The 18,304-nt window shown below is 68.0% G+C and carries 16 protein-coding genes; 4 read left to right on the top strand and 12 right to left on the bottom strand.

Annotation, left to right across the window (positions count from 1 at the left end; translation table 11 throughout):
- Window positions 1-6: 6 nt before the first annotated feature.
- The 7 genes from PUT80_RS05980 to PUT80_RS05950 all read right to left on the bottom strand — a co-directional run bounded on the left by PUT80_RS05980 (window position 7) and on the right by PUT80_RS05950 (window position 9,137).
- The gene (locus PUT80_RS05980; RefSeq protein WP_275291326.1) at window positions 7-1,203 is read right to left on the bottom strand and encodes a cytochrome P450; all 1,197 of its coding nucleotides are present in this window, start codon (window positions 1,201-1,203) and stop codon (window positions 7-9) included.
- A complete protein-coding gene (locus tag PUT80_RS05975; protein ID WP_134729775.1) occupies window positions 1,200-2,468 on the bottom strand; it encodes a methylaspartate mutase in 1,269 nt (422 codons plus the stop codon). Before PUT80_RS05975 ends, PUT80_RS05980 begins: the two co-directional genes overlap by 4 nt.
- Entirely contained in the window at window positions 2,465-2,941 is a 477-nt protein-coding gene (locus PUT80_RS05970; RefSeq protein WP_037810569.1) for a cobalamin-dependent protein, read from the bottom strand. The genes PUT80_RS05975 and PUT80_RS05970 overlap by 4 nt, the downstream gene beginning before the upstream one ends.
- The gene (locus tag PUT80_RS05965) at window positions 2,938-4,152 is read right to left on the bottom strand and encodes a type III PLP-dependent enzyme (protein WP_275291325.1); all 1,215 of its coding nucleotides are present in this window, start codon (window positions 4,150-4,152) and stop codon (window positions 2,938-2,940) included. The genes PUT80_RS05970 and PUT80_RS05965 overlap by 4 nt, the downstream gene beginning before the upstream one ends.
- Window positions 4,149-5,618, bottom strand: a complete 1,470-nt coding sequence (locus PUT80_RS05960; RefSeq protein WP_275291324.1) for an AMP-binding protein — start codon at window positions 5,616-5,618, stop codon at window positions 4,149-4,151. The genes PUT80_RS05965 and PUT80_RS05960 overlap by 4 nt, the downstream gene beginning before the upstream one ends.
- 182 nt (window positions 5,619-5,800) lie before the next feature.
- Window positions 5,801-7,555: a hypothetical protein gene (locus tag PUT80_RS05955; RefSeq protein ID WP_275291323.1), complete on the bottom strand. Its 1,755-nt coding sequence runs from the start codon at window positions 7,553-7,555 to the stop codon at window positions 5,801-5,803.
- Between the two features lie 79 nt (window positions 7,556-7,634).
- Window positions 7,635-9,137, bottom strand: coding sequence for an AMP-binding protein (locus PUT80_RS05950; RefSeq protein ID WP_275291322.1), 1,503 nt, complete (start codon window positions 9,135-9,137; stop codon window positions 7,635-7,637).
- Between the two features lie 234 nt (window positions 9,138-9,371).
- Here PUT80_RS05950 and PUT80_RS05945 point away from each other — a divergent pair, with 234 nt between their 5' ends.
- Entirely contained in the window at window positions 9,372-9,617 is a 246-nt protein-coding gene (locus PUT80_RS05945) for a phosphopantetheine-binding protein (RefSeq protein ID WP_037810574.1), read from the top strand.
- On the opposite strand, the gene PUT80_RS05940 is transcribed toward PUT80_RS05945, so the two are convergent.
- Window positions 9,610-10,569 carry an ACP S-malonyltransferase gene (locus tag PUT80_RS05940; protein WP_037810575.1) on the bottom strand — a complete coding sequence of 320 codons (960 nt, stop codon included), beginning with the start codon at window positions 10,567-10,569 and terminating at the stop codon, window positions 9,610-9,612. The genes PUT80_RS05945 and PUT80_RS05940 overlap by 8 nt on opposite strands.
- On the bottom strand, window positions 10,562-11,494 hold the full coding sequence (locus tag PUT80_RS05935) for a proline iminopeptidase-family hydrolase (protein ID WP_043836789.1): 933 nt from the start codon (window positions 11,492-11,494) through the stop codon (window positions 10,562-10,564). The genes PUT80_RS05940 and PUT80_RS05935 overlap by 8 nt, the downstream gene beginning before the upstream one ends.
- Window positions 11,495-11,729: 235 nt before the next feature.
- Between PUT80_RS05935 and PUT80_RS05930 the strand changes: the two genes are divergently transcribed.
- The 3 genes from PUT80_RS05930 to PUT80_RS05920 are packed head-to-tail and all read left to right on the top strand — an operon-like array spanning window position 11,730 to window position 14,784.
- A complete protein-coding gene (locus tag PUT80_RS05930) occupies window positions 11,730-13,001 on the top strand; it encodes a nucleotide disphospho-sugar-binding domain-containing protein (protein WP_275291321.1) in 1,272 nt (423 codons plus the stop codon).
- Window positions 12,992-14,107, top strand: a complete 1,116-nt coding sequence (locus tag PUT80_RS05925; RefSeq protein WP_043836793.1) for a sensor domain-containing protein — start codon at window positions 12,992-12,994, stop codon at window positions 14,105-14,107. The genes PUT80_RS05930 and PUT80_RS05925 overlap by 10 nt, the downstream gene beginning before the upstream one ends.
- A 23-nt stretch (window positions 14,108-14,130) precedes the next feature.
- Window positions 14,131-14,784, top strand: coding sequence for a response regulator transcription factor (locus PUT80_RS05920; RefSeq protein WP_037810579.1), 654 nt, complete (start codon window positions 14,131-14,133; stop codon window positions 14,782-14,784).
- A gap of 518 nt (window positions 14,785-15,302) precedes the next feature.
- Here the strand turns inward: PUT80_RS05920 and PUT80_RS05915 are convergent.
- The 3 genes from PUT80_RS05915 to PUT80_RS05905 all read right to left on the bottom strand — a co-directional run bounded on the left by PUT80_RS05915 (window position 15,303) and on the right by PUT80_RS05905 (window position 18,075).
- The gene (locus PUT80_RS05915; RefSeq protein WP_275291320.1) at window positions 15,303-15,494 is read right to left on the bottom strand and encodes a hypothetical protein; all 192 of its coding nucleotides are present in this window, start codon (window positions 15,492-15,494) and stop codon (window positions 15,303-15,305) included.
- A 249-nt stretch (window positions 15,495-15,743) separates the two neighbouring features.
- Window positions 15,744-17,312: an acyl-CoA carboxylase subunit beta gene (locus PUT80_RS05910; RefSeq protein ID WP_275291319.1), complete on the bottom strand. Its 1,569-nt coding sequence runs from the start codon at window positions 17,310-17,312 to the stop codon at window positions 15,744-15,746.
- On the bottom strand, window positions 17,305-18,075 hold the full coding sequence (locus PUT80_RS05905) for an alpha/beta fold hydrolase (RefSeq protein ID WP_275291318.1): 771 nt from the start codon (window positions 18,073-18,075) through the stop codon (window positions 17,305-17,307). The genes PUT80_RS05910 and PUT80_RS05905 overlap by 8 nt, the downstream gene beginning before the upstream one ends.
- Window positions 18,076-18,304 lie beyond the last annotated feature (229 nt).

Raw genomic sequence — 18,304 nt, 5'->3', positions numbered from 1 at the left:
GGAAAATCACCAGGCGACGCGCAGCAGCGACGGGCCGCGCACGATCACCCCGTACTCCCATTTCACGCCCTCGCGCCCGTCCGCGAGCCGCAATTCCGGGAACCGCTCCAGAATCGCTTTCAGCCCCTCCTGCAGTTCGAGTCGCGCCAGCTGCGCGCCGATGCAGTGGTGCGGGCCGTGCCCGAACGCGACGTGCGGGTTCGGGCTGCGGGTCAGGTCGATGACGTCCGGATTCGCGAAGACCTCCGGGTCGCGGTTCGCCGCGTGCAGCGCGGGCAGCACCGGGTCGCCCGTCCGCACCACGACGTCGCCGATCCGGATGTCCTCGGTGGCGTAACGCGCGAACATCGCGGCGGTGTTGATCGGCACCCACCGCAGCAGTTCTTCCACCGCGGTCGGCATGATCTCCGGCTGCGCCCGCAGTTGCGCGAGCAGTTCCGGTTGGGTCAGCAGGGTGAAAATGAAGCTCGGCAGCGCCGTGGAAACCGTCTCCACGCCACCAGTGAGCAGCCCCGCGCCCGCGATCGCGATCAGCTCGTTCTCAGTGAGCTTGTCACCGGCGTCACGGGCATAGACGAGCGCGCCGAGCAGGTCGTCGGTCGGCTCCTCACGGCGCTGCGCGACCAACTGGGCCACATAGTTGTCCAGCTTGTCGCCGTAAACGTCGAGCACATCGCCCTTCGCCGTGGCATCGCCGACCAGCGCCTGAGTCCACTCGCTGAAGATCGAGTGGTCTTCCTTCGGCACGCCGAGCAGCTTGCAGATCACCGTCACCGGCAGCGGCCGGGCAAGATCCTCGACGAGGTCGCCGGGCCCGCCCTTCTCGATCATCTCGTCGATCAGCTGGTGCACCAGGGTGCGGACGCTCTCGCGCATCGCCTCCAGCCGGCGCGCGGTGAACGCCTTCATCACCAGGCGGCGCAGGCGGGTGTGGTCCGGCGGGTCCATCCCCATGATGCCGTCGCCCATCTGCTGGCGACGCATCCGCGGCTGGTCGAGACCCTGTGCCAGTTCGCGGCTGAACCGCGGGTCGGCGGTCACCAGCTTGACGTCGGCGTACTTCGTCGCCAGCCAAGCCTGTTCGCCGAACGGCATCTGGACCCGGCTCATCGGCTCGTCGCGCTGCAACTGGTGGTAGGTCTCGGAAACGGACGTCTCGTGCATGTCGAACGGATACGCCCGGACAGTCCGGCGAGTGCTCATCGCGGTTCCCCTCCGATCGCGGTCATCGGCTGCTCCAATGCCTGGGTGTCATGGGTGTGCTGGACGTAGGAAAGCGCCGACATCAACGTCGACGAGGTGATCCGGCCGCTCGGCGCGCGTTCTGCGATCCCGCGCAACGGCAGCGAACCGAGCTCGGACCAGCCGAGCCTGCCGTCCGCGTCGAGCGTGCTGCGCGCCTGTCCCGCGTTGTCCGGATGCAGGCAGTACGGCACGTCGAGCAGACCGCGTTTGAAGGCGACCACGAGCGCGCGGTCGAGATCTGCGTGACTGTTCAGCACCGCGTCGACCAGGGCGTAGGCCTCGCGGTAGACCTGGTTGTCCTCGTCCACAATGGCTTTGATCCCCCTCGCCGACGCAGCCGCGTGTTCGAGCGCGGTCACGTTCTCCTCGACGGTCGGGATGCGGTGCGCTTCGGCGGCGGTCTTCACGATCAACCGCTCCGAATCAGTGCTCATCGCCAGCTCAGCGGCCTTGCCCAGCAACAGCATCGCGCCGTCGGGCGTGCGCGGGAAGAGGCCCATGTACGCGTAGATCACCACGTGCCAGGTCGCTTCCGGCAACAGCTCGGCGCACAACCGGCGCAGCGCTGCGACGGCTTCGCGGTCCTGGTGCAGATTCGTCTGCTGCGCGTAGCTCACCGAGATGCTGCGCACGCCCTTGCGGTAGAAGAACAACGCCTCCAGGACACTGATCGCCACCAACTCGCTCGGCGGACACAGCTGTCCCAGCATGCAGCCGCCGAACGTCTCCAGATGCGGACGGCCGCCCGGATGTTCGGCGTCGACCAGCAGATCGCAGCAATACGCCCAATTCCGCACGGACTCGTCGAGCGGCGTACGGCTGTAGGGCAGGCAGTAGGAAATCGGTCCACCCTCGGTGGCGTGCAGACCGGCGGCGATCATCGCGCGGAAGATGTCCACCGGCCGCGCGGAACCGTGCCGGACCTGCACCGGGAAGTCCGGGCCCTCGAGGCCGTCGAGCATCGCCCGGGTCACCTCGGGCGGATGGTTGACGATCGGGTAGCCATTGAGCGGGATTCCGTTGCGCAACGCGTGTGCCGCGGAATCGGTGTCGCGGACGCGGGTGTAGCTGTCGAGCGTGAGCGTGCCGACGGTCGCGGCGTTCGCCTGTTTCGTCGCGACCAGACCGGCGCGCATCGCGGCCGGACTGTCGAAGCCCATGCGCGGCTGCACGACCAGTTCCCCGGCCGCGTGCCGCTGCGCGACGAACCGCTCGAAGCTCACGCCTCCTCCAACTGGCTGACGCCGCCGGGAAGCGTGGCCGCGAAATGCCGGAAGGCGGCGGCGTTCTGCTCGTCGAAGACTCCGTCGAACCCGGCGAACAGCAGTTCCGCGGTCTGCTCGTCCGAAAGCGGACCGCCGGTGCCGAGCTTCCCGCCGATGACGATCGGCAGCCGGCGCAGCTCCGGCTGTGCGCGAAGCCGCTGCACGACCCGCAGCCCGTCCTGGTAGCCGTGCCCATTGACGCTGCTCAGCACCAGCATCGCCGGACGGCGGCTGACGCATTCGGACTCCAGCAGCTCGTCCGGCACGCACGCACCGAGGTTCACCACGTCGAAGCCGAGTTCCGCCACGAGAAGTTCGAGGTAGACCAGGTTCCAGGTGTGCGAGTCCGACGCCATGCTGCTCACGATCACCGTGCGCCCGGCGGGTTCTTCGATGACGCTGCCGCTGTACGCGTGGACTTCCTCGCTCATGGCGACACCTCGTAAGCTCGCTGATAATCCAATCGCGACACCGAGATGACCTCGTCGCCGCGGACCACGACTTCGGTAGGCGCGGGGCGGCCGAGGAAGCTGATCAGGCTCGCGGTGACGCCGTACGCACCGACATTCGGCACGGTCAGCAGATCTCCAGCGGACAGCTCGGGCAGCCTCGCGGCCTTCGAAAGCGAGTCACCGGGAGTACACAGTGGACCGACGAGCTGCCCCGGGTTGTCCCCGACCTGGTCGACGCCGACCGCGGCGGGCAGCAGACGGCCGATCCCGGAAAGCCCGCCGACCACGTTGATCCCGGCGTCGAGAATGACGAACCGGTGGCCCCGGCTCTCCTTCACGTTCACGACCCCGGCCAGCAGCGTCCCGCACGTGCCGGACAGATAACGGCCGGATTCGCAGGCCAGCTCGACCTCGCCGCCGCGCCATTCCGGCAGGTAGAGGTCGAGAAGCTGTTCCAAACCGTTGCGCAGCTTCGGATAGTCGGTGCGCTCGCCGGGAACCGCGTACGGCGACGAGAACCCGCCGCCGATGTCGAGCAGTTCCAGCGGCAGCCCCGTCTCCTGACGCAGCTGCGCGGCCGACTGCAGCACGAACTCGTACTCGCCGAGCAGCGCGTCCTCGTCCTGGGCGTTGCTCATGGTGAAGAAGTGCGCGCCGACGATCTTCGCCCCGGCGACCGCCTTGAACAGCGGCATCAGCTCGGGCAAGGTCTCCGCGTCGACGCCGAATTGCGAAGGGCGGCCCATCATCCGGATCCCGGTCGACGCACTGCCCTGCGTGGTGTTGATCCGCAGCAGGCACCGCGCGACGGTGTCCTGGCGCTCCGCCGCCGCACCGACATGCTGCAGGTCAGTCAGCGATTCCACGGAGAACAGCCGGACACCCGCGGTGATCGCCGCGTCCAGCTCGCCGTCAGTCTTGCCCGGGCCGGTGTAGAGGATGTCCTCCGGCGCGAACCCGGCGGTCAGCGCGTTGGCCAGCTCGCCGGTCGAGCTGATCTCCGCGCGGCAGCCGCCCTCGCGGAGTTCGCGGGCGATCTCCGGATGCGGGTTGGCTTTCAGCGCGTAATAGACCGCGAACCCCTCTGGCAGCAGGCCGAACAGCTGATCGCGCGACTGCGCGGTCACGTCAAGGTCGTACACGTAAGCCGGCGTGCCGAACCGTGCGGCCAGCTCGTCGTACTTGCTCATTTGCGGGCACCTTCCACCAGCAGGGCGAGTTCCTTCGTCGCGTTCTTGCCGTGCGCGGTGAGCGGGAACTCGTCCACGACGTGGCACAGCGCGGGCACCTTCTGCGGCTCGAGCCGCTGCGCCAGTTCCTTGAGCACCGTGGTCGGCGGCAGGTCGCTCTCCACGCAGATCGCCAGGTCCCGGGTCTCGCTCGGCGGGATCGCGCCCGCCGCGCGCACGCCGGGGATGTCCATCGCGGCCGCTTCGATCTCCAACGTGGACATCCGGATTCCCTTGCGCTTGAACATGTCGTCGCGGCGGCCCTCGAAGTAGAGGTAGCCGTCCTCGTCGAGCCGGCCGTAGTCGCCGGTGTGCAGGCGGAGCTCGCCGGTGGCCTCGTCGCGGCGGAACGCTCGCGCCGACAGCTCCGGAGCGCGCCAGTAGCCGGGCATCACGTGCGGCCCGGCGGCCACGATCTCGCCGATTTCCCCAGCGGGCAACGGAGTTCCGTCGGCAGCGAGGATGTGCACGGTCGTGCCGGGCAGCGGAAGACCCGACGAACCCGGACGCTCGGTGTCCTCCTCGGGAGGCATGACGGTGATCCGCTTGCACTCGGTCTGCCCGAACTGGCGGACGACGCGGACGCCGGGGAAAGCGGCGCGGAGCTTCGCGATGGTCGAGTCCGGCAGCGCCGCACCGGTGTTGGTGAACAGCCGCACCGGAGCCGATTCGCCCTGCTCCCGCTCGGCGAGGGTGGCGATCATCGTGGCGAGCGAAGGCACGATCGGGACGACCGTCGCGCCGACCTCGCGCATCCGTTGCAGCAAGCGAAGATCGGATTCGGCGTCGGCGAGCACGATCTCGCTGCGGCCGAGCGTCGAGAGAAGGACTTTGTACAGGCCGTAGTCCCAGGACATCGGGAACCGGCAGAAGACGACGTCGTCCTGGCGGTAGCCGAGCACCGCCTGGATCGCGCCCGCCGCGAAGGTAACCTGCCGGTGCGGCCCGATGACGCCCTTGGGCGCGGCCGTGCTGCCGGAGGTGTACACGAGCACCGCGACGTCGTCCAGATCGACCTCAGTCGGCTCGACGCGGGTCTGCTCGCGGTGAGCTTCTTCGACTTCCGTCCACAGTGGAGCGAACTCGTCCGGCTGGAGAATCAGCACCGGCTCGGCGTTCTCGACGACGGAATCGAAGTGGAACTGCTTCATCGCCGGGTTGATCGGCACGAACACCGCGCCCCGCCGCGAAGTCCCGTGGAAGAGCGCGACCAGCGCCCGATCCGTCGGCAACTGCACCACGACGCGATCGCCGCGCCCGACCCCGCGCCGCGCAAGGACCGCCTCCACCGCGTGACTCCAAGCGGCCAGCTCGGCATACGTCCACACCCCCGCCCGGTCGCGCACCGCGGCGGCGTCCGGCGCACTGGCCGCCGCCGCGTCGAGCAGGGCATGGACGAGAGAACCGGATTCGTTCACGACTGCCACTCCCGAAAGGATTCGTAGAATCACCGTGCCTGCGCGGGATCGCTCCCCCGACGTCCGGAAAGTTATCTGCGCGCAGCCGGTGATCCACACCCCTAACGGCCCCTAGCTGGCACTCTGCCGGGCCTCAATGCAGAGCGATGAGAGTCGTTCCCGCTCCCGGGTGCGCCTCGTGCGCGAGTGCGTCAGTTGGTCTGCAAATTTCGCAAATGGGGTCCGATGTAGCCGACGTACACCTTGCCCGTCCGGTGGACATCGTTGTAATAGTGAAGTCTGGGGCTGATCTGGCCGAACTGAGCGATCTTGAAGTGAGCGCCCATGAAGATCCTCTCGCTGGCGTCGACAGCACACGGCACAGGAAAGATGCGTTCCCTTCGCAGCTTGTCCGTCGACTTGACTGCGTCGCTCTCGTCCGCGGCGTGACGTGCTATCGAAAAGGTCCGGCAGCCAGGCGGAGTGTGCGCGAGATAGTGTTGGACGCTGCCGGAGAAGCTACCGTCTGTGATGGCTTGGACGTAGTCGTCTAGCGTGCCGAAGACATCCCAGATCTTGCCCGCCCACGCCCCAGTGTCGTACCGATCAAGGTCACGTACGGTCTCGTAGTTCCCGGTGAACTGGACCAACTCTGATCCCATGATGAGATCGACAAGCTCCTCGTAATCCTGCGGTCGGCGCTCAGTAACCACCGCAGGGGTAGTCCAGATGTCGTCCGGCTTCGCCACACGCGACAACAGCCTTTGGAGCCGACGTGCTTCGGTTTGCGCCGCAGCACGCTCCTCCTCCACATCGGCGAAGTCGAACTGCGTATCTTCAAGTTGTTTCCGCAGCTCCTGATGAGCTTGCCGAACGGACTCGAGTTCCGCCTCATATCCCGAGAGCCTCGCCTCGATAGCTGACCGGGACGCGTGAGCGGCACGGGCCGCCTCGGCTAGATTCCCCAGTTCCAGGACACGCTCGACGGTGACGTCGCCTCCGAGGATTTGGCTCAGTACTCCCGCCACCGGATCGATATGCCTCTGCACGGTCTCGTCGACTCGCGCCGCAGGTACCTCATCAGGCAACTTGTCGAGCGGAGCAATCAGGCTTGCGTTGATGATCTGCGCAAAGATCCGATCGACCCTGACCGCCGCGGTCGGCAGCGGCGTTTCCAACGCCGCCTCCCGGGCTCTCCGTCCCAGCATACGAGCAAGTCGGTGAACCGGGTCGGCAACGATCCGGTCCATGCCGAGCACGCGATGCCGCCGACCATCCTCGCTGTCGTCCAGCAGCACACCCGGTCGGAAGGTGCGAACACACCAGGGGTCGACCCGGTGTCCCTCGCCTACCGCCTTGTTGAACGCGGCGGTGGCGTCCGGCGAAAGAACGTATCCGCCTGCAAGTCCAACGCAGTCACGGAGAAGGTTACGGACGTGATCGAGCCATTGGCCGAATGGCAGCCTCGGATCTGATCCTGCGACGAACACCAGCGTTCTGCGACTTGGGTCGCGTACTGCGTCAACCAGGTCGGCAATCTCGTCCGCATCCCAGATCGGCTGTGCCTCACCATGCCGGACGCCACCCGCGTTCGCATCGAATACCTCCAGCAACGAACGTGCGAGCCGTGGAATGCCCGCCTCGATGTGGCCGGGACCGTCCAGATCGAGCCACAGCCATGGCTTCGACCGGGCATGACCAGGCACATCGATCGTCAGCTGAGTCCTCCAGTGTCCTCCTGAGTTGTGTTCTTTGATCACCGACCGCAAGGAACGCGATCCGTCGGCACGCACCGAATGGTCCAAACTCCCCGTCGCATGATCGGCCAGCGCCACCTCGGTGCCTTCTCGCAGCGCGTCAGCGTCCAGATTCTTTTCCCGCAACCATGAGTGCAGCTGCTCCGAGGCTTTCTTCTCCACGTCTCTGCGCGCGTCGTTGACCTCGACGAACAACCGGTAGCGGAGCATAGGAACCATCCCTTGGCCGGATCTGCGAGTGGGGCGTACCACACAGTCCCGGGTCGCCAGGATTCCGTTACAAACTCCGTCAGCCCGCGGGCACCGGACTCAGCAGCTCCGCAGCCCGCGCGGCGAGCGTCTTCCGGTCGATCTTCCGGTTGGAATTCAACGGGAACTCCTCGACGTGCTCGTACCGCCGCGGGATCACGCCCTCGGGCAGCACCGCCCGCAGCGCCCGCACCAGTTCGATCACCGGCCGCCGCGGACCGGTGTAGAAGACGAACAGCTCCGTCCCGCTGTCCCCTTGGACGCCGAGCGCCACTGCCTGCACCCCGCACGTCTCCAGCGCGTGCTCCACCTCGGTGAGCTCCACGCGCCAGCCGAGCACCTGCACCTGCGAGTCAAGCCGCCCCAGGTACGCCAGGTCGCCGCCGCCGAGCCGCCGCACCCGGTCGCCGGTGCGGTAGAATCGCTGCCCGTCACGGTCGAGGAACCGGCCCTTCTCGTCCGCCGGGTCGAGGTAGCCCGGCGTCAGCTGCGGTCCGGCGATGGCGAGCTCGCCCTCTCCCGCCTCGTTCTCGTCGATGAGCACGTACTCGTGCCCCTCGTGCACCGCGCCGATCGGCACCACGCCGTTCACCGCGATCCGCGGGGTTTCCTCGTCGTCCCACCGGTACCCGGCAACGGTGACGGTGAGCTCCGTGGGCCCGTAAAGGTTCTCGGTCACGGAATTGCCCGCCGCCGCCCGCCAGTCCGCGGTGTCGCGGACGGTCAATGCTTCCCCGGCGAAGAAGCTCCACCGCAAACCGGGCATCGCAGCTGGGGTGAGCCGTCCGGTGCGGCGGACCAGATCGATCGCGCTCGGCGTGGAGAACCACACGGTAAGGCCGCGCTCCTCCACGAACGCCGGCACGTTGCGGTACGCCGCTCCCGGCAGGACCACCGCTTCCGCGCCCGCGCCCCACGCGCAGAAGAGGTCGAACATGGCGCAGTCGAAGTTCAGGTCGAACGTCTGGGAGAAGACGTCGTCCGGGGTGAAGTCGTACCGCACGTCCAGCAGGCCGAAGTAGTGCTCGGTGGAGCCGTGGCCGATCCGGACGCCCTTCGGCCGACCCGTGGAGCCCGAGGTGAACAGGATGTACGCGGAGTCCTCCGGCCGCACGGCCATGGGCTCGCTGAGCGCGGTTTTCGGCTGAAGCAATCCCTTCTGACCGGCCTCCGGAGCCAGCAGCGTCTTCACCGGCGGAGCCACGGTCAGGCCGCGTTCGTCGGCGATGAGCGCGTCCACCTCCGCCGCCTCGACCATCTGCGCGGTCCGGGCCGCCGGGAAGTCCGGCCGCAGCGGGACGACCGTCGCCCCCGCGTACAACCCGGCCAGAATCCCGGCGTAGGCGGTGACGCCCTTGCCGGCCAGCACCCCTACCGTGCGGGCGCCGGTCTCTGCCAGCGCGCCGCCCCATAGCAGCGCCCGCTCGTGCAGTTCGCCGTAGGTCAGCGTCTGCCCGCCGACGCTGACCGCCGGCCGGGACTCGGAACGGGCCAGCCCGCGCAGAAACCGCGCATGCAGTCCCGAGGTGGTCGTCGTGTCCATCGTGGTCCTCCGCGTTGCTGTGCCGATCGCTGCTGACCCGACCACAGTCACGGCCTCGTGGCTTCGCGGCAACGGTTCCGTGCCGGGTCGGGGGTCGGGCGGCTTTCGGCCGGATCGGTAATAGGGGTGCCGGTGCGTCGCCCGGAAGCGGCGGCGCGGGGTAAGGTTCAAAACCGAACCGGGCGGTCGGTTTCCCTGCCCGGTGAAGTGCCCGACCCAGCCACCGGAGTAGCCATGTGGGACAGCTCTTTCGACGAAGCCCTCCGCCCGTACCTTCCGTTCCTGCCCGCCGACGAGGCGCTGACCGCCGAGACCCCGCTCAAGGAGTACGGCCTCGACTCGCTCGCCACGGTGGAACTGCTGGCGGTGCTGGAGGAGAAGTACAACGTCCGGTTCTCCGACGACGCGCTGAACCTGGAGACGTTCGAGAATCCCGGACGCCTCTGGACGACGCTGTCGAAGCTGCAGCCGGCTAGCTGACCCGCGAGGGACCCGCGCCGCGCCGCCGCGGCTGCAGCGCGAGCCGCGGGTTCACCGTGGTCACCTCGAACCGGCTGGTGGTGGCGCGGACACGGCCGAACAGCGTGTCCGGCCCGGCCACCCACAGCTTGCGCACGCCGAGCTGCTCGAGCGACGAGACGACGTCCGGCCAGCGCAGCGGCTCGACGATGCTGTCCAGCAGCATCGTGCGGACCTGCTCGCCGGTCCGCAGCACCGAACCGTCCTGGTCGGCGATGATCGGAAGGAGGGGATCATGGAAGTCGAGGCCGCCGAGCACCTCGTCCTCGGCCTTGCGCCGCAATGCGCCGAACGCGCGCGAATGCAGCGGAGGACGCATCGTGTACAGCGACAGCCCGCCCATGCCCCGCACGGTCTGCTTGAGCCAGTCGAGGTTCCGCTCCCGCACCGAGACCATGTAGAAGTCGTGGTCGATGTAGCAGGAGATGTCCGACCATTCGCCGCGCCCGTCCAGTTCGGTCAGCGCGTCGCGCAGTTTCTCTTCCGGCGTGCGGACGAACGAGTGCGTGACGACGTCGGTGTGCTCGGTCGCGAAGAACTCGTCGAGGCACTGCGCGAGCTTCGCGGTCATCCACACCGCGTCCGGGAAAGTCAGCGAACCGGCGTACACGCTGGCGGGCTTCTCCCCGAAACTCGGGCCGGTGCAGTAGTCCGGGCTCATCCCGTACTCCTGTTCGGCCCACTCGGCGAGCGCGACGCAGGTGAGCATGAACCCGACCTGGGCGTACTCGGAGTAGTCGCCCTCGGCCTCGCGGAAGCGGTCGACCAGCGAGTAGCCCAGCCGGTCGTCGGCGTCCTTGATGAGCCTGCGCGCGAACGGGTTGATGAGCAGGAACTTGCCGAAGTCGACGAACCGGCACGGGCTCATCCCGGGGAACACGACCGCCGATCCGGCCTGGCTGGCGTCATCCATGACTGGCGACCTCTCTTTCGGCGGGGGAATGGACTTCCTGCAGGAATCCCAGCAGGATTTCGCGGAACCGCTGCGGTTCCTCGAGATGGGGGACGTGGCTCGATTCCGGGAGGATCTCCCAGCGCACGTCGTGGATCCGGTCGTAGTACGGCTGCACGGTGGCCGGGGTGGCCTCGTCGTGCGCGCCGGAAATGAGCAGGGTCGGCGCCTCGATGTCGTCGAGGCGGTCGATCACCGAGTAGTCCGCGAGCGTGCCGGTGACGGTGAACTCGCTCGGGCCGTTCATCACCGAGTAGACGGTGTTGTTGTCGGCCATCTCCATGAACGACGCGAGATAGTCGGCGGGCCACGGCAGCACGCGGCAGACGTGCCGGTCGTAGAAGACGCGCATGAGGTCGAAGTACTCCTGCGTGTCCGTCGTGCCGGCCGCTTCGTGCGCCCGCAGGCCCTCGTCGACACCGGGCGGGAGCAGCGCGCGCAGCCGGTCCATTTCGCTGCGCCACAGCTCGTACGACGCCGGCGAGTTGGCGATCACCAGCCCGCGCAAGCCGTCCGGACGCTCCGCGGCGTGCCGCGCGACGACCAGCCCGCCCCAGGACTGTCCATAGAGGACGTAGTTGTCCTCGATGCCGAGCCGGTGCACCAGGTTGTCCAGCTCGTCGCCGAACAGCTCCGGGTTCCAGAATCCGGGATCGGCGTCCGGCAGCCTGCTCGATCCGCCGCTGCCGAGCTGGTCGTAGTGCACGACCGGGAATCCGTGCTCGGCGAGCTCGGTCAGGCTCAGCAGGTAGTCGTGGGTGCTGCCCGGCCCGCCGTGCACCACGACCACGGCGGGAGCCGCCCCTCCCGGTTGCCCGGTGACCCGGTACCAGGTGCGGTGCTCGCCGAACGGGACCCAGCCTTTCGCGGTGGGCGCCACGGCCATGCTCATCACCTCGTTCGCCTCCCTCGTCCTTCTCCGGCGCAGCGCGGCCGGATCCGGTTACCTGTCTATCCGCCGGAGCCCGCGCGCCACCAGCCCCTAAGGGGCATCTAAAGCCGAGCCAAATCCGCGCTCCCCGCGCCGGATTCAGGGGTCCCCTACCGGGTGGGCGGGGCCGTGCGCCGGCCCTACCGTTTCCGTTGTCCCGCCGCACCTACGAATCCCGGGAGCCGCCGCGATGCGCGTGATGCTGATGGTCCTCCCGACGAAGGCGCGCGTGTACAGCATGGCTCCGGTGGGCTGGGCGCTAGCCGCGGCCGGGCACGAGGTGCGCTTCGTCGGGCAGCGCAACCCGCGCGAGGTCGCGTCGTTCGCCGAGACCGGGCTGGACGCCATGTGGTTCGGCGACGAACTCGACCTCGCCCGGCACCGCAGGCTCCAGGTCGACGGCAACACCGCGAGGCAGGGCGACTTCCGGATCTCCGAAAGCCGTCCCGAGTGCTACACCGACGAGTACGTGCGCAACGTGTACGAGCATTGGGTCGACGTGTTCCGCTGGACCACGCCGGATTCGCTGCTCGACGAACTCGTGCTCTTCGCCCGCCACTGGCAGCCGGACCTCGTGGTGTGGGACCCGGTGGTCTACGCCGCACCGATCGTCGCGCACGCGCTCGGGGTGCCGCACCTGCGGATGATCGACGCCGCCGACCAGACCGCCCGCCTCGGCGCGCAGTACCGCGATCGCGGAGCCAGCCGCCCCGAAAACACCTCCGACACATCGCCGGACCCATTCGTGACGTGGATGTCCGCCGCGGTCGGCCGATTCGGCGCGGACTACGACGAAACCCTGCGCTACGGCGTGCGGACCATCGACTGCCATCCGTCGTATCTGCGGTACGACGGCGTGGACGTCGACTACCTCCCGGCCCGGTTCGTGCCGCAGGACAAGCCGATGCCCCTCCCCTCGTGGATGCTGGAGCAACCGACACGGCCGCGGGTGCTGCTCACTCTCGGCAGCTCGGACTGCCAGACCCCCGGCATCGAGCAGCCCTCCATCGGAGACCTGCTGGACGGCCTCGCCGACCTCGACATCGAGGTGATCGCCACGGCGGACGCAAGCCAGCTCGCGTCCGTGCCCGCGATCCCGGAAAACGTCCGCGCGGTCGATTCCGCGCCGATGAACGAACTCCTCGCCACGTGCTCCGCTGTTGTGCACCAGGGCGACGGCGCGACGATCAGCAACGCGGCGGTCAACGGCGTCCCGCAGCTGGTCATCCCAGGCACCACGTGGAGCGAACGCTGCTCAGCGGTTGCGCAGGCGAAGCGCGGCAACGGTTTGCTGGTGGACCTCGAGAACGCAACCCCTTCGAGGGTCCGGGCGGGAGTGTGCCGATTGCTGGAAGAACCGTCCTTTCGCGAATGTGCGCTCGAGGTGCGCGACGAGATGCTCGCGACACCCACTCTCGACGACCTCGTACCGGAACTGGAACGGATGGCGCTATGCCCGTGACGCGGCCGCCGACCATGCGGGCGATCGGGTTTCTCGTGCTGAGCCTCCCGATCCGGCTCGTCGCGTTCGTGCTGATCCTGGTGACCATGCTGGTCGGCGTCGCGACGACGATGCTCTGGATCGGCATCCCCGTCCTGCTGGTCGCGACCTCGCTGATGCGCTCGTATTGCGCCTTCGAACGACGCTGGGCACGCCAGATGCTCGGCGTCACCGTCGCCGAACCGGTCCGCCGGCAGCCGGCCGGACCGGGCATGCTCGCGGTGTGGCAAGCCCGGTTGCTCGACGCCGCCACCTGGCACGAGTTCGCGTTCGTGCTCATCGCTTTTCCGTTGGGCATCGTGGAATTCGTGGCGGGCGTCGTATCCATCGCAGTACCTCCTTTCGGTATTTTCGTGGCACCGCGCATCGGGGCCGTGCACGGCGAACTGGCGACGTCGTTCCTCGGCCCGAACCGCACCGCGCAACTGGAAGCGCGCACGCAGCAGCTGCAGAACTCGCGAGCGCGCGGAGTCGACGCGGTGGAGGCCGAACGACGCCGGATCGAACGAGACCTGCACGACGGCGCGCAGCAGCGGCTGGTGTCCGTCGCGATGAGCCTGGGCCGCGCCCAGCTCAAACTCGACCTCGACGACCCGACCGCGGTCCGCGAACTCATCGGAGCCGCACACGCCGACGCCAAACTCGCTGTCTCGGAGTTGCGTGACCTCGCGCGCGGCATCTACCCGCCGGTGCTCCAGGATCGCGGCCTGGACGCGGCGTTGTCTTCTCTTACCGCAAGAATGCCTATCCCTATTGAGGTCGAGGTTACCGTACAACCCCGTCCGCCCGCACCCGTCGAGACGACGACTTATTTCATCGTGAGCGAAACGCTCACCAACGTGACCAAACATTCCGGCGCCGACCGCGCGTCCGTGCGAGTGACCCGTGACGACGACACCGTGGTCGTCGAGATCACCGACAACGGCCACGGCGGCGCGTCGATGCGCCCCGGCGGCGGCTTGGCCGGATTGGCCGACCGCGCCGCCACGATCGACGGCGTGCTCACCGTCGTCAGCCCCGCCGGCGGCCCCACCGTCGTGCGAGCCGATCTGCCCGTCCGCTGGTGAATCCTGTTGTGGAGGCAAGAAGAATGCGCGTCGTGATCGCGGAAGACTCGGTACTGTTGCGCGCCGGGGTGCAAAGCCTGCTCGCGGACGTAGGCATCGAAACCGCCGCCGCGGTCGACAACGGCGACGATCTGCTGGTGGCCATCCGAGACCACCGCCCCGACCTGGTGATCGCCGACGTCCGCATGCCCCCGACCTTCACCGACGAGGGCCTGCGCGCGGCTTTGGCCGCCCGCAAGGAAATCCCCGGCCTGCCGGTGCTGGTAGTGTCGCAGTACGTCGAAGGAAGCTATGCGGTAGACCTGATCGCGGAAGGCACCTCCGGCGTCGGCTACCTGCTGAAGGAACGAGTCGCCGACGTAGCGGACTTCCTGGAAGCAGTCCGCCGCGTCGCCGACGGCGGCTCAGCCATCGACCCGGACGTGGTCGCCCAAATGCTTTCCCGCAGCCGGGATCCGTTGGAGGCGTTGACGGCGCGCGAAACCGAGGTGCTCGCCCAGATGGCACAAGGCCTGTCGAACACAGCCATCGCCAAGGCCTTGGTGGTGACTCAGGGAGCAGTGGAAAACCACATCAGCAACATCTTCGCGAAGCTCGGCCTGGAAGCCAGCCGGGACCAGAACCGCCGCATCCGCGCCGTCCTGACCTACCTCGACAGCACCGCAGTGCACGCCTGATTCACCGGATCGATACCGTGCAGATGTTCGACCGGCGGCGGTAACTTGGGGATATGGATCTTGGACCTGTTCCCCTGTCGTCCGTTGTGGACGAAGTAGTTATTCTGTTGTGGCGCAAGGCTTCTGGCACTCGCACTGCTGGTGCGGGCGCTTCTGCCACGCGCACTTCTGCCACGCGCCACCGATTGCTCGTGCCTTCGAGATCGGCTTCTCGCCCGGCCCGACTGTTTCGAAGACCCGCATTACGCACAGCCGCCGAAACCGGAGCCGCGGTACTGCGAAAAGCCCGCATCGCCCTGCGCCGATACGGGCCTCGCTCCCTCACGCCCTGGACGGGCCGAGCTACCGCGCCCGCCAGCTCGTCGCCGGAACAAACCTTGCCAACGGTCGCCGAGGTGACGGCACAGCAATTTCCGCGCACCCAGCCCCCGCAGCCTGACCGACAGCGGCCAACGCCACCATCAACGCAGCCACTTCAACGTCATCCGGATTCCCACGCACCACACGTACTGCGGGCACTACCGCCGCAGCGCGCCGTTCACCGTGCGCCCCAGCAGCTTCCCCGCCAGCCACGCCTGCAGCCGCTGCCACCGCAGCACGCCGTCCATCGCGCACCCCAGCAGCTTCCCGGTCAGCCGCTGCCGCACGCCGTCCATCGCGCCCCCCGGCAGCCACATCCGCAGACGCCGCCACCGCAGCACGCCGCTCATCACGCGCAGAAGCAACCCCCAAACCAGCAGCTCCCGACGACGCCGCAGGAAGCTTCATCCTGGCCACACCTGCGTCCCCTGCCGTCCCCTCGCACCATTCACCGTGCGTCCCGGCAGCCGAACCAGAACCACCCGACACCCCGCCGGCCCCACTCCGCGCACCGTCCGACTCGCCAACCGAGGCGAGAACCTCCAACTCCGCCGCCCCCATCACATCCCCCGTCCCTAACCGCGCGACCCGGGCCGCCATCACATCGGCGGGTTCCCGTGCTTGCGCGCCGGAACGTCGGCGTGCTTGGCCCGCAACATCGACAGCGACCGGATCAGCATCTCCCGCGTCCGGCCGGGCTCGATCACGTCGTCCACCAGTCCGCGTTCAGCCGCGTAGTACGGGTGCATCAGCTCGGTCTTGTACTCCTTGATCTTCTGCCGCCGCACCGCATCCGGGTCGTCGGCAGCGTTGATCTCGCGCCGGAATATCACGTTGGCCGCGCCCTCGGCACCCATCACCGCGATCTCGTTCGTCGGCCACGCGAGCGAAACGTCCGCGCCGATCGACCGCGAGTCCATCACGATGTACGCGCCGCCATAGGCCTTGCGCAGGATCACCTGCACTCGCGGCACCGTCGCGTTGCAGTAGGAGTACAGCAGCTTCGCACCGTGCCGGATGATGCCGCCGTGTTCCTGGTCCACCCCGGGCAGGAAACCCGGCACGTCGACCAGCGTCACCAGCGGAATGTTGAACGCGTCGCAGGTTTGCACGAACCGCGCGGCCTTCTCGCTCGCCTCGATGTCGAGCACCCCGGCGAGAGTCGCCGGCTGGTTCGCCACGATCCCGACCACGTGCCCGTCGAGCCGCGCCAAGGCACACACCACGTTCGTCGCCCAACCGGCGTGCACCTGGAGAAACTCGCCGTCGTCGACGATTTCCTCGATCACCGCACACATGTCGTACGCGCGGGCCGCGTCCGTCGGCACCACCTCAAGCAGCTTGTCCGTGCGGCGATCCACCGGATCGGCCGTCGGCTCAACCGGCGGCACCTCGTTGTTGTTGGACGGCAGCAACGAAATCAGATACCGCACGTCCTCGAGACAGCTGGGTTCGTCGTCGTAAACGAACGCGGCGACCCCCGATGTCGAGGCGTGCACGTCCGCGCCGCCGAGACCGTTCTGGGTGATCTCCTCGCCGGTCACCGCGTGCACCACGTCCGGGCCGGTGATGAACATCTGCGACGTTTCGCGCACCATAAAGACGAAATCCGTCAACGCGGGCGAATAAGCGGCACCGCCCGCGCACGGGCCGAGCATCACCGAGATCTGCGGGATGACTCCCGAAGACCGGGTGTTGCGCTGGAAAATCCCGCCGTACCCGGCGAGCGCCGTCACGCCCTCCTGAATCCGCGCACCGGCCCCATCGTTCAGCGACACCAACGGAGCCCCGGCCGTCGCGGCGAGGTCCATCACCTTGTGGATCTTCTGCGCGTGCGCCTCGCCGAGCGCGCCGCCGAAAATGCGGAAGTCGTGGGCGTACACGAAAACCGTGCGTCCGTACACCGTTCCCCAGCCGCACACCACGCCGTCCGAGTACGGTTTGCGGTGTTCGAGACCGAAAGCCGTCGCGCGGTGCCGGCGCAACGACTCGATCTCGGTGAACGAACCTGGGTCGAGAAGCAGTTCGATGCGCTCGTGCGCGGTCAGCTTGCCGCGGTCGTGCTGCCGAGCGGTCGCGGCGTCGTCCGGACCGCGGCGCGCGGCCTCCTTGATCTCCCGCAGTTCCTCGAGCTTGCTGTCAAATCCGACCGCCAGTGCCTCAGACATGTGCACGCCCCTTGTCGACAAGCCGATCGGTCAAGTGCTGGAGAATCACGTCCTGGTGCCGGGTCAGGAAGAAATGCCCGCCGGCGAGCGGGACCAGCTCGAAGCCCGCCGAAGTGTGCTCGCTCCACGACCGGACCTCGTCCACCGAGGCGACCGGGTCGGCGGTGCCGGTGAACGCGACCACCGGGGCGGCCAGCGGCGCGCCCGGCTGGTACTGGTAGGTCTCCACGGCGCGATAGTCGTTGCGCACCACGGGAAGGATCATCCGCACGACGTCGTCGTCGCCGAGCAGGTCCATTTCGGTGCCGCTCAACCGGCGCAGTTCGTCGATCACGCCGTCGTCGGTGCGGGTGTGCACGTTCTCGTTGCGAAGCCGCGTCGGTGCCCGGCGCCCGGAGACGAAAAGCGTGTGCACCTCGGTGCCCGCGGCCTCCAGCCGCCGGGTCACCTCGAAGGCGATCATCGCGCCCATGCTGTGCCCGAACAGCGCGAGCGGCAGGTCGTCGCGGCCGCGCAGCAGCTCGGCGATCCGGTCGGCCAGCGCGTCGACGGTGGTCAGGAACGGTTCGTGCCGCCGGTCCTGGCGGCCCGGGTACTGCACCGCCAGCACCTCGATGTCCGGCGTCAGCGCCCGCGAAACCGGGAAGTAGAACGGAGCCGAACCTCCGGCGTGCGGCAAGCACACCAGCCTTGCCTTCGCCTCGGGCGACGTGTGGAAGCGGCGAAACCAGCTGTCCTCGTCGGAATTCGCGCTACCCGTCATGTCGTCCCACCGCCTTTCCGACGTCTGCGCCGGGACGACCCGGCCACGGATCCTTCTTCGCCGACCCACGGTAACCGCGCCCACCGCGCGCAACGACCCCTAACTCCCCCTAGATCCACAATGGACAGTCAGGTCCGCCCCTAGGCCGAAAGGAGCCTTCGCCGAAGAGCCGTCAGCGATGGCTGGCGTCACGCACGCCAACCTGGTGCAGGTCGGCCACCGCGACCAA

The sequence above is a fragment of the Amycolatopsis sp. La24 genome (genome assembly GCF_029087445.1).
GTDB classification, from domain to species: Bacteria; Actinomycetota; Actinomycetes; order Mycobacteriales; family Pseudonocardiaceae; genus Amycolatopsis; species Amycolatopsis nivea.
Note: the sequence above shows the minus strand (reverse complement) of the source record. Positions and strands in the feature narration are given on the sequence as shown.

Bases quoted from the DNA above. Each gene is read 5' to 3' on its own strand.
- PUT80_RS05940 (WP_037810575.1), bottom strand. From the start codon at position 10,569: ATGGATGACGCCAGCCAGGCCGGATCGGCGGTCGTGTTCCCCGGGATG.
- PUT80_RS05915 (WP_275291320.1), bottom strand. From the start codon at position 15,494: ATGAGCGGCGTGCTGCGGTGGCGGCGTCTGCGGATGTGGCTGCCGGGG.
- PUT80_RS05955 (WP_275291323.1), bottom strand. From the start codon at position 7,555: ATGCTCCGCTACCGGTTGTTCGTCGAGGTCAACGACGCGCGCAGAGAC.
- PUT80_RS05905 (WP_275291318.1), bottom strand. From the start codon at position 18,075: ATGACGGGTAGCGCGAATTCCGACGAGGACAGCTGGTTTCGCCGCTTC.
- PUT80_RS05925 (WP_043836793.1), top strand. From the start codon at position 12,992: ATGCCCGTGACGCGGCCGCCGACCATGCGGGCGATCGGGTTTCTCGTG.
- PUT80_RS05910 (WP_275291319.1), bottom strand. From the start codon at position 17,312: ATGTCTGAGGCACTGGCGGTCGGATTTGACAGCAAGCTCGAGGAACTG.
- PUT80_RS05970 (WP_037810569.1), bottom strand. From the start codon at position 2,941: ATGAGCGAGGAAGTCCACGCGTACAGCGGCAGCGTCATCGAAGAACCC.
- PUT80_RS05980 (WP_275291326.1), bottom strand. From the start codon at position 1,203: ATGAGCACTCGCCGGACTGTCCGGGCGTATCCGTTCGACATGCACGAG.
- PUT80_RS05920 (WP_037810579.1), top strand. From the start codon at position 14,131: ATGCGCGTCGTGATCGCGGAAGACTCGGTACTGTTGCGCGCCGGGGTG.
- PUT80_RS05930 (WP_275291321.1), top strand. From the start codon at position 11,730: ATGCGCGTGATGCTGATGGTCCTCCCGACGAAGGCGCGCGTGTACAGC.
- PUT80_RS05945 (WP_037810574.1), top strand. From the start codon at position 9,372: ATGTGGGACAGCTCTTTCGACGAAGCCCTCCGCCCGTACCTTCCGTTC.
- PUT80_RS05935 (WP_043836789.1), bottom strand. From the start codon at position 11,494: ATGGCCGTGGCGCCCACCGCGAAAGGCTGGGTCCCGTTCGGCGAGCAC.
- PUT80_RS05950 (WP_275291322.1), bottom strand. From the start codon at position 9,137: ATGGACACGACGACCACCTCGGGACTGCATGCGCGGTTTCTGCGCGGG.
- PUT80_RS05965 (WP_275291325.1), bottom strand. From the start codon at position 4,152: ATGAGCAAGTACGACGAGCTGGCCGCACGGTTCGGCACGCCGGCTTAC.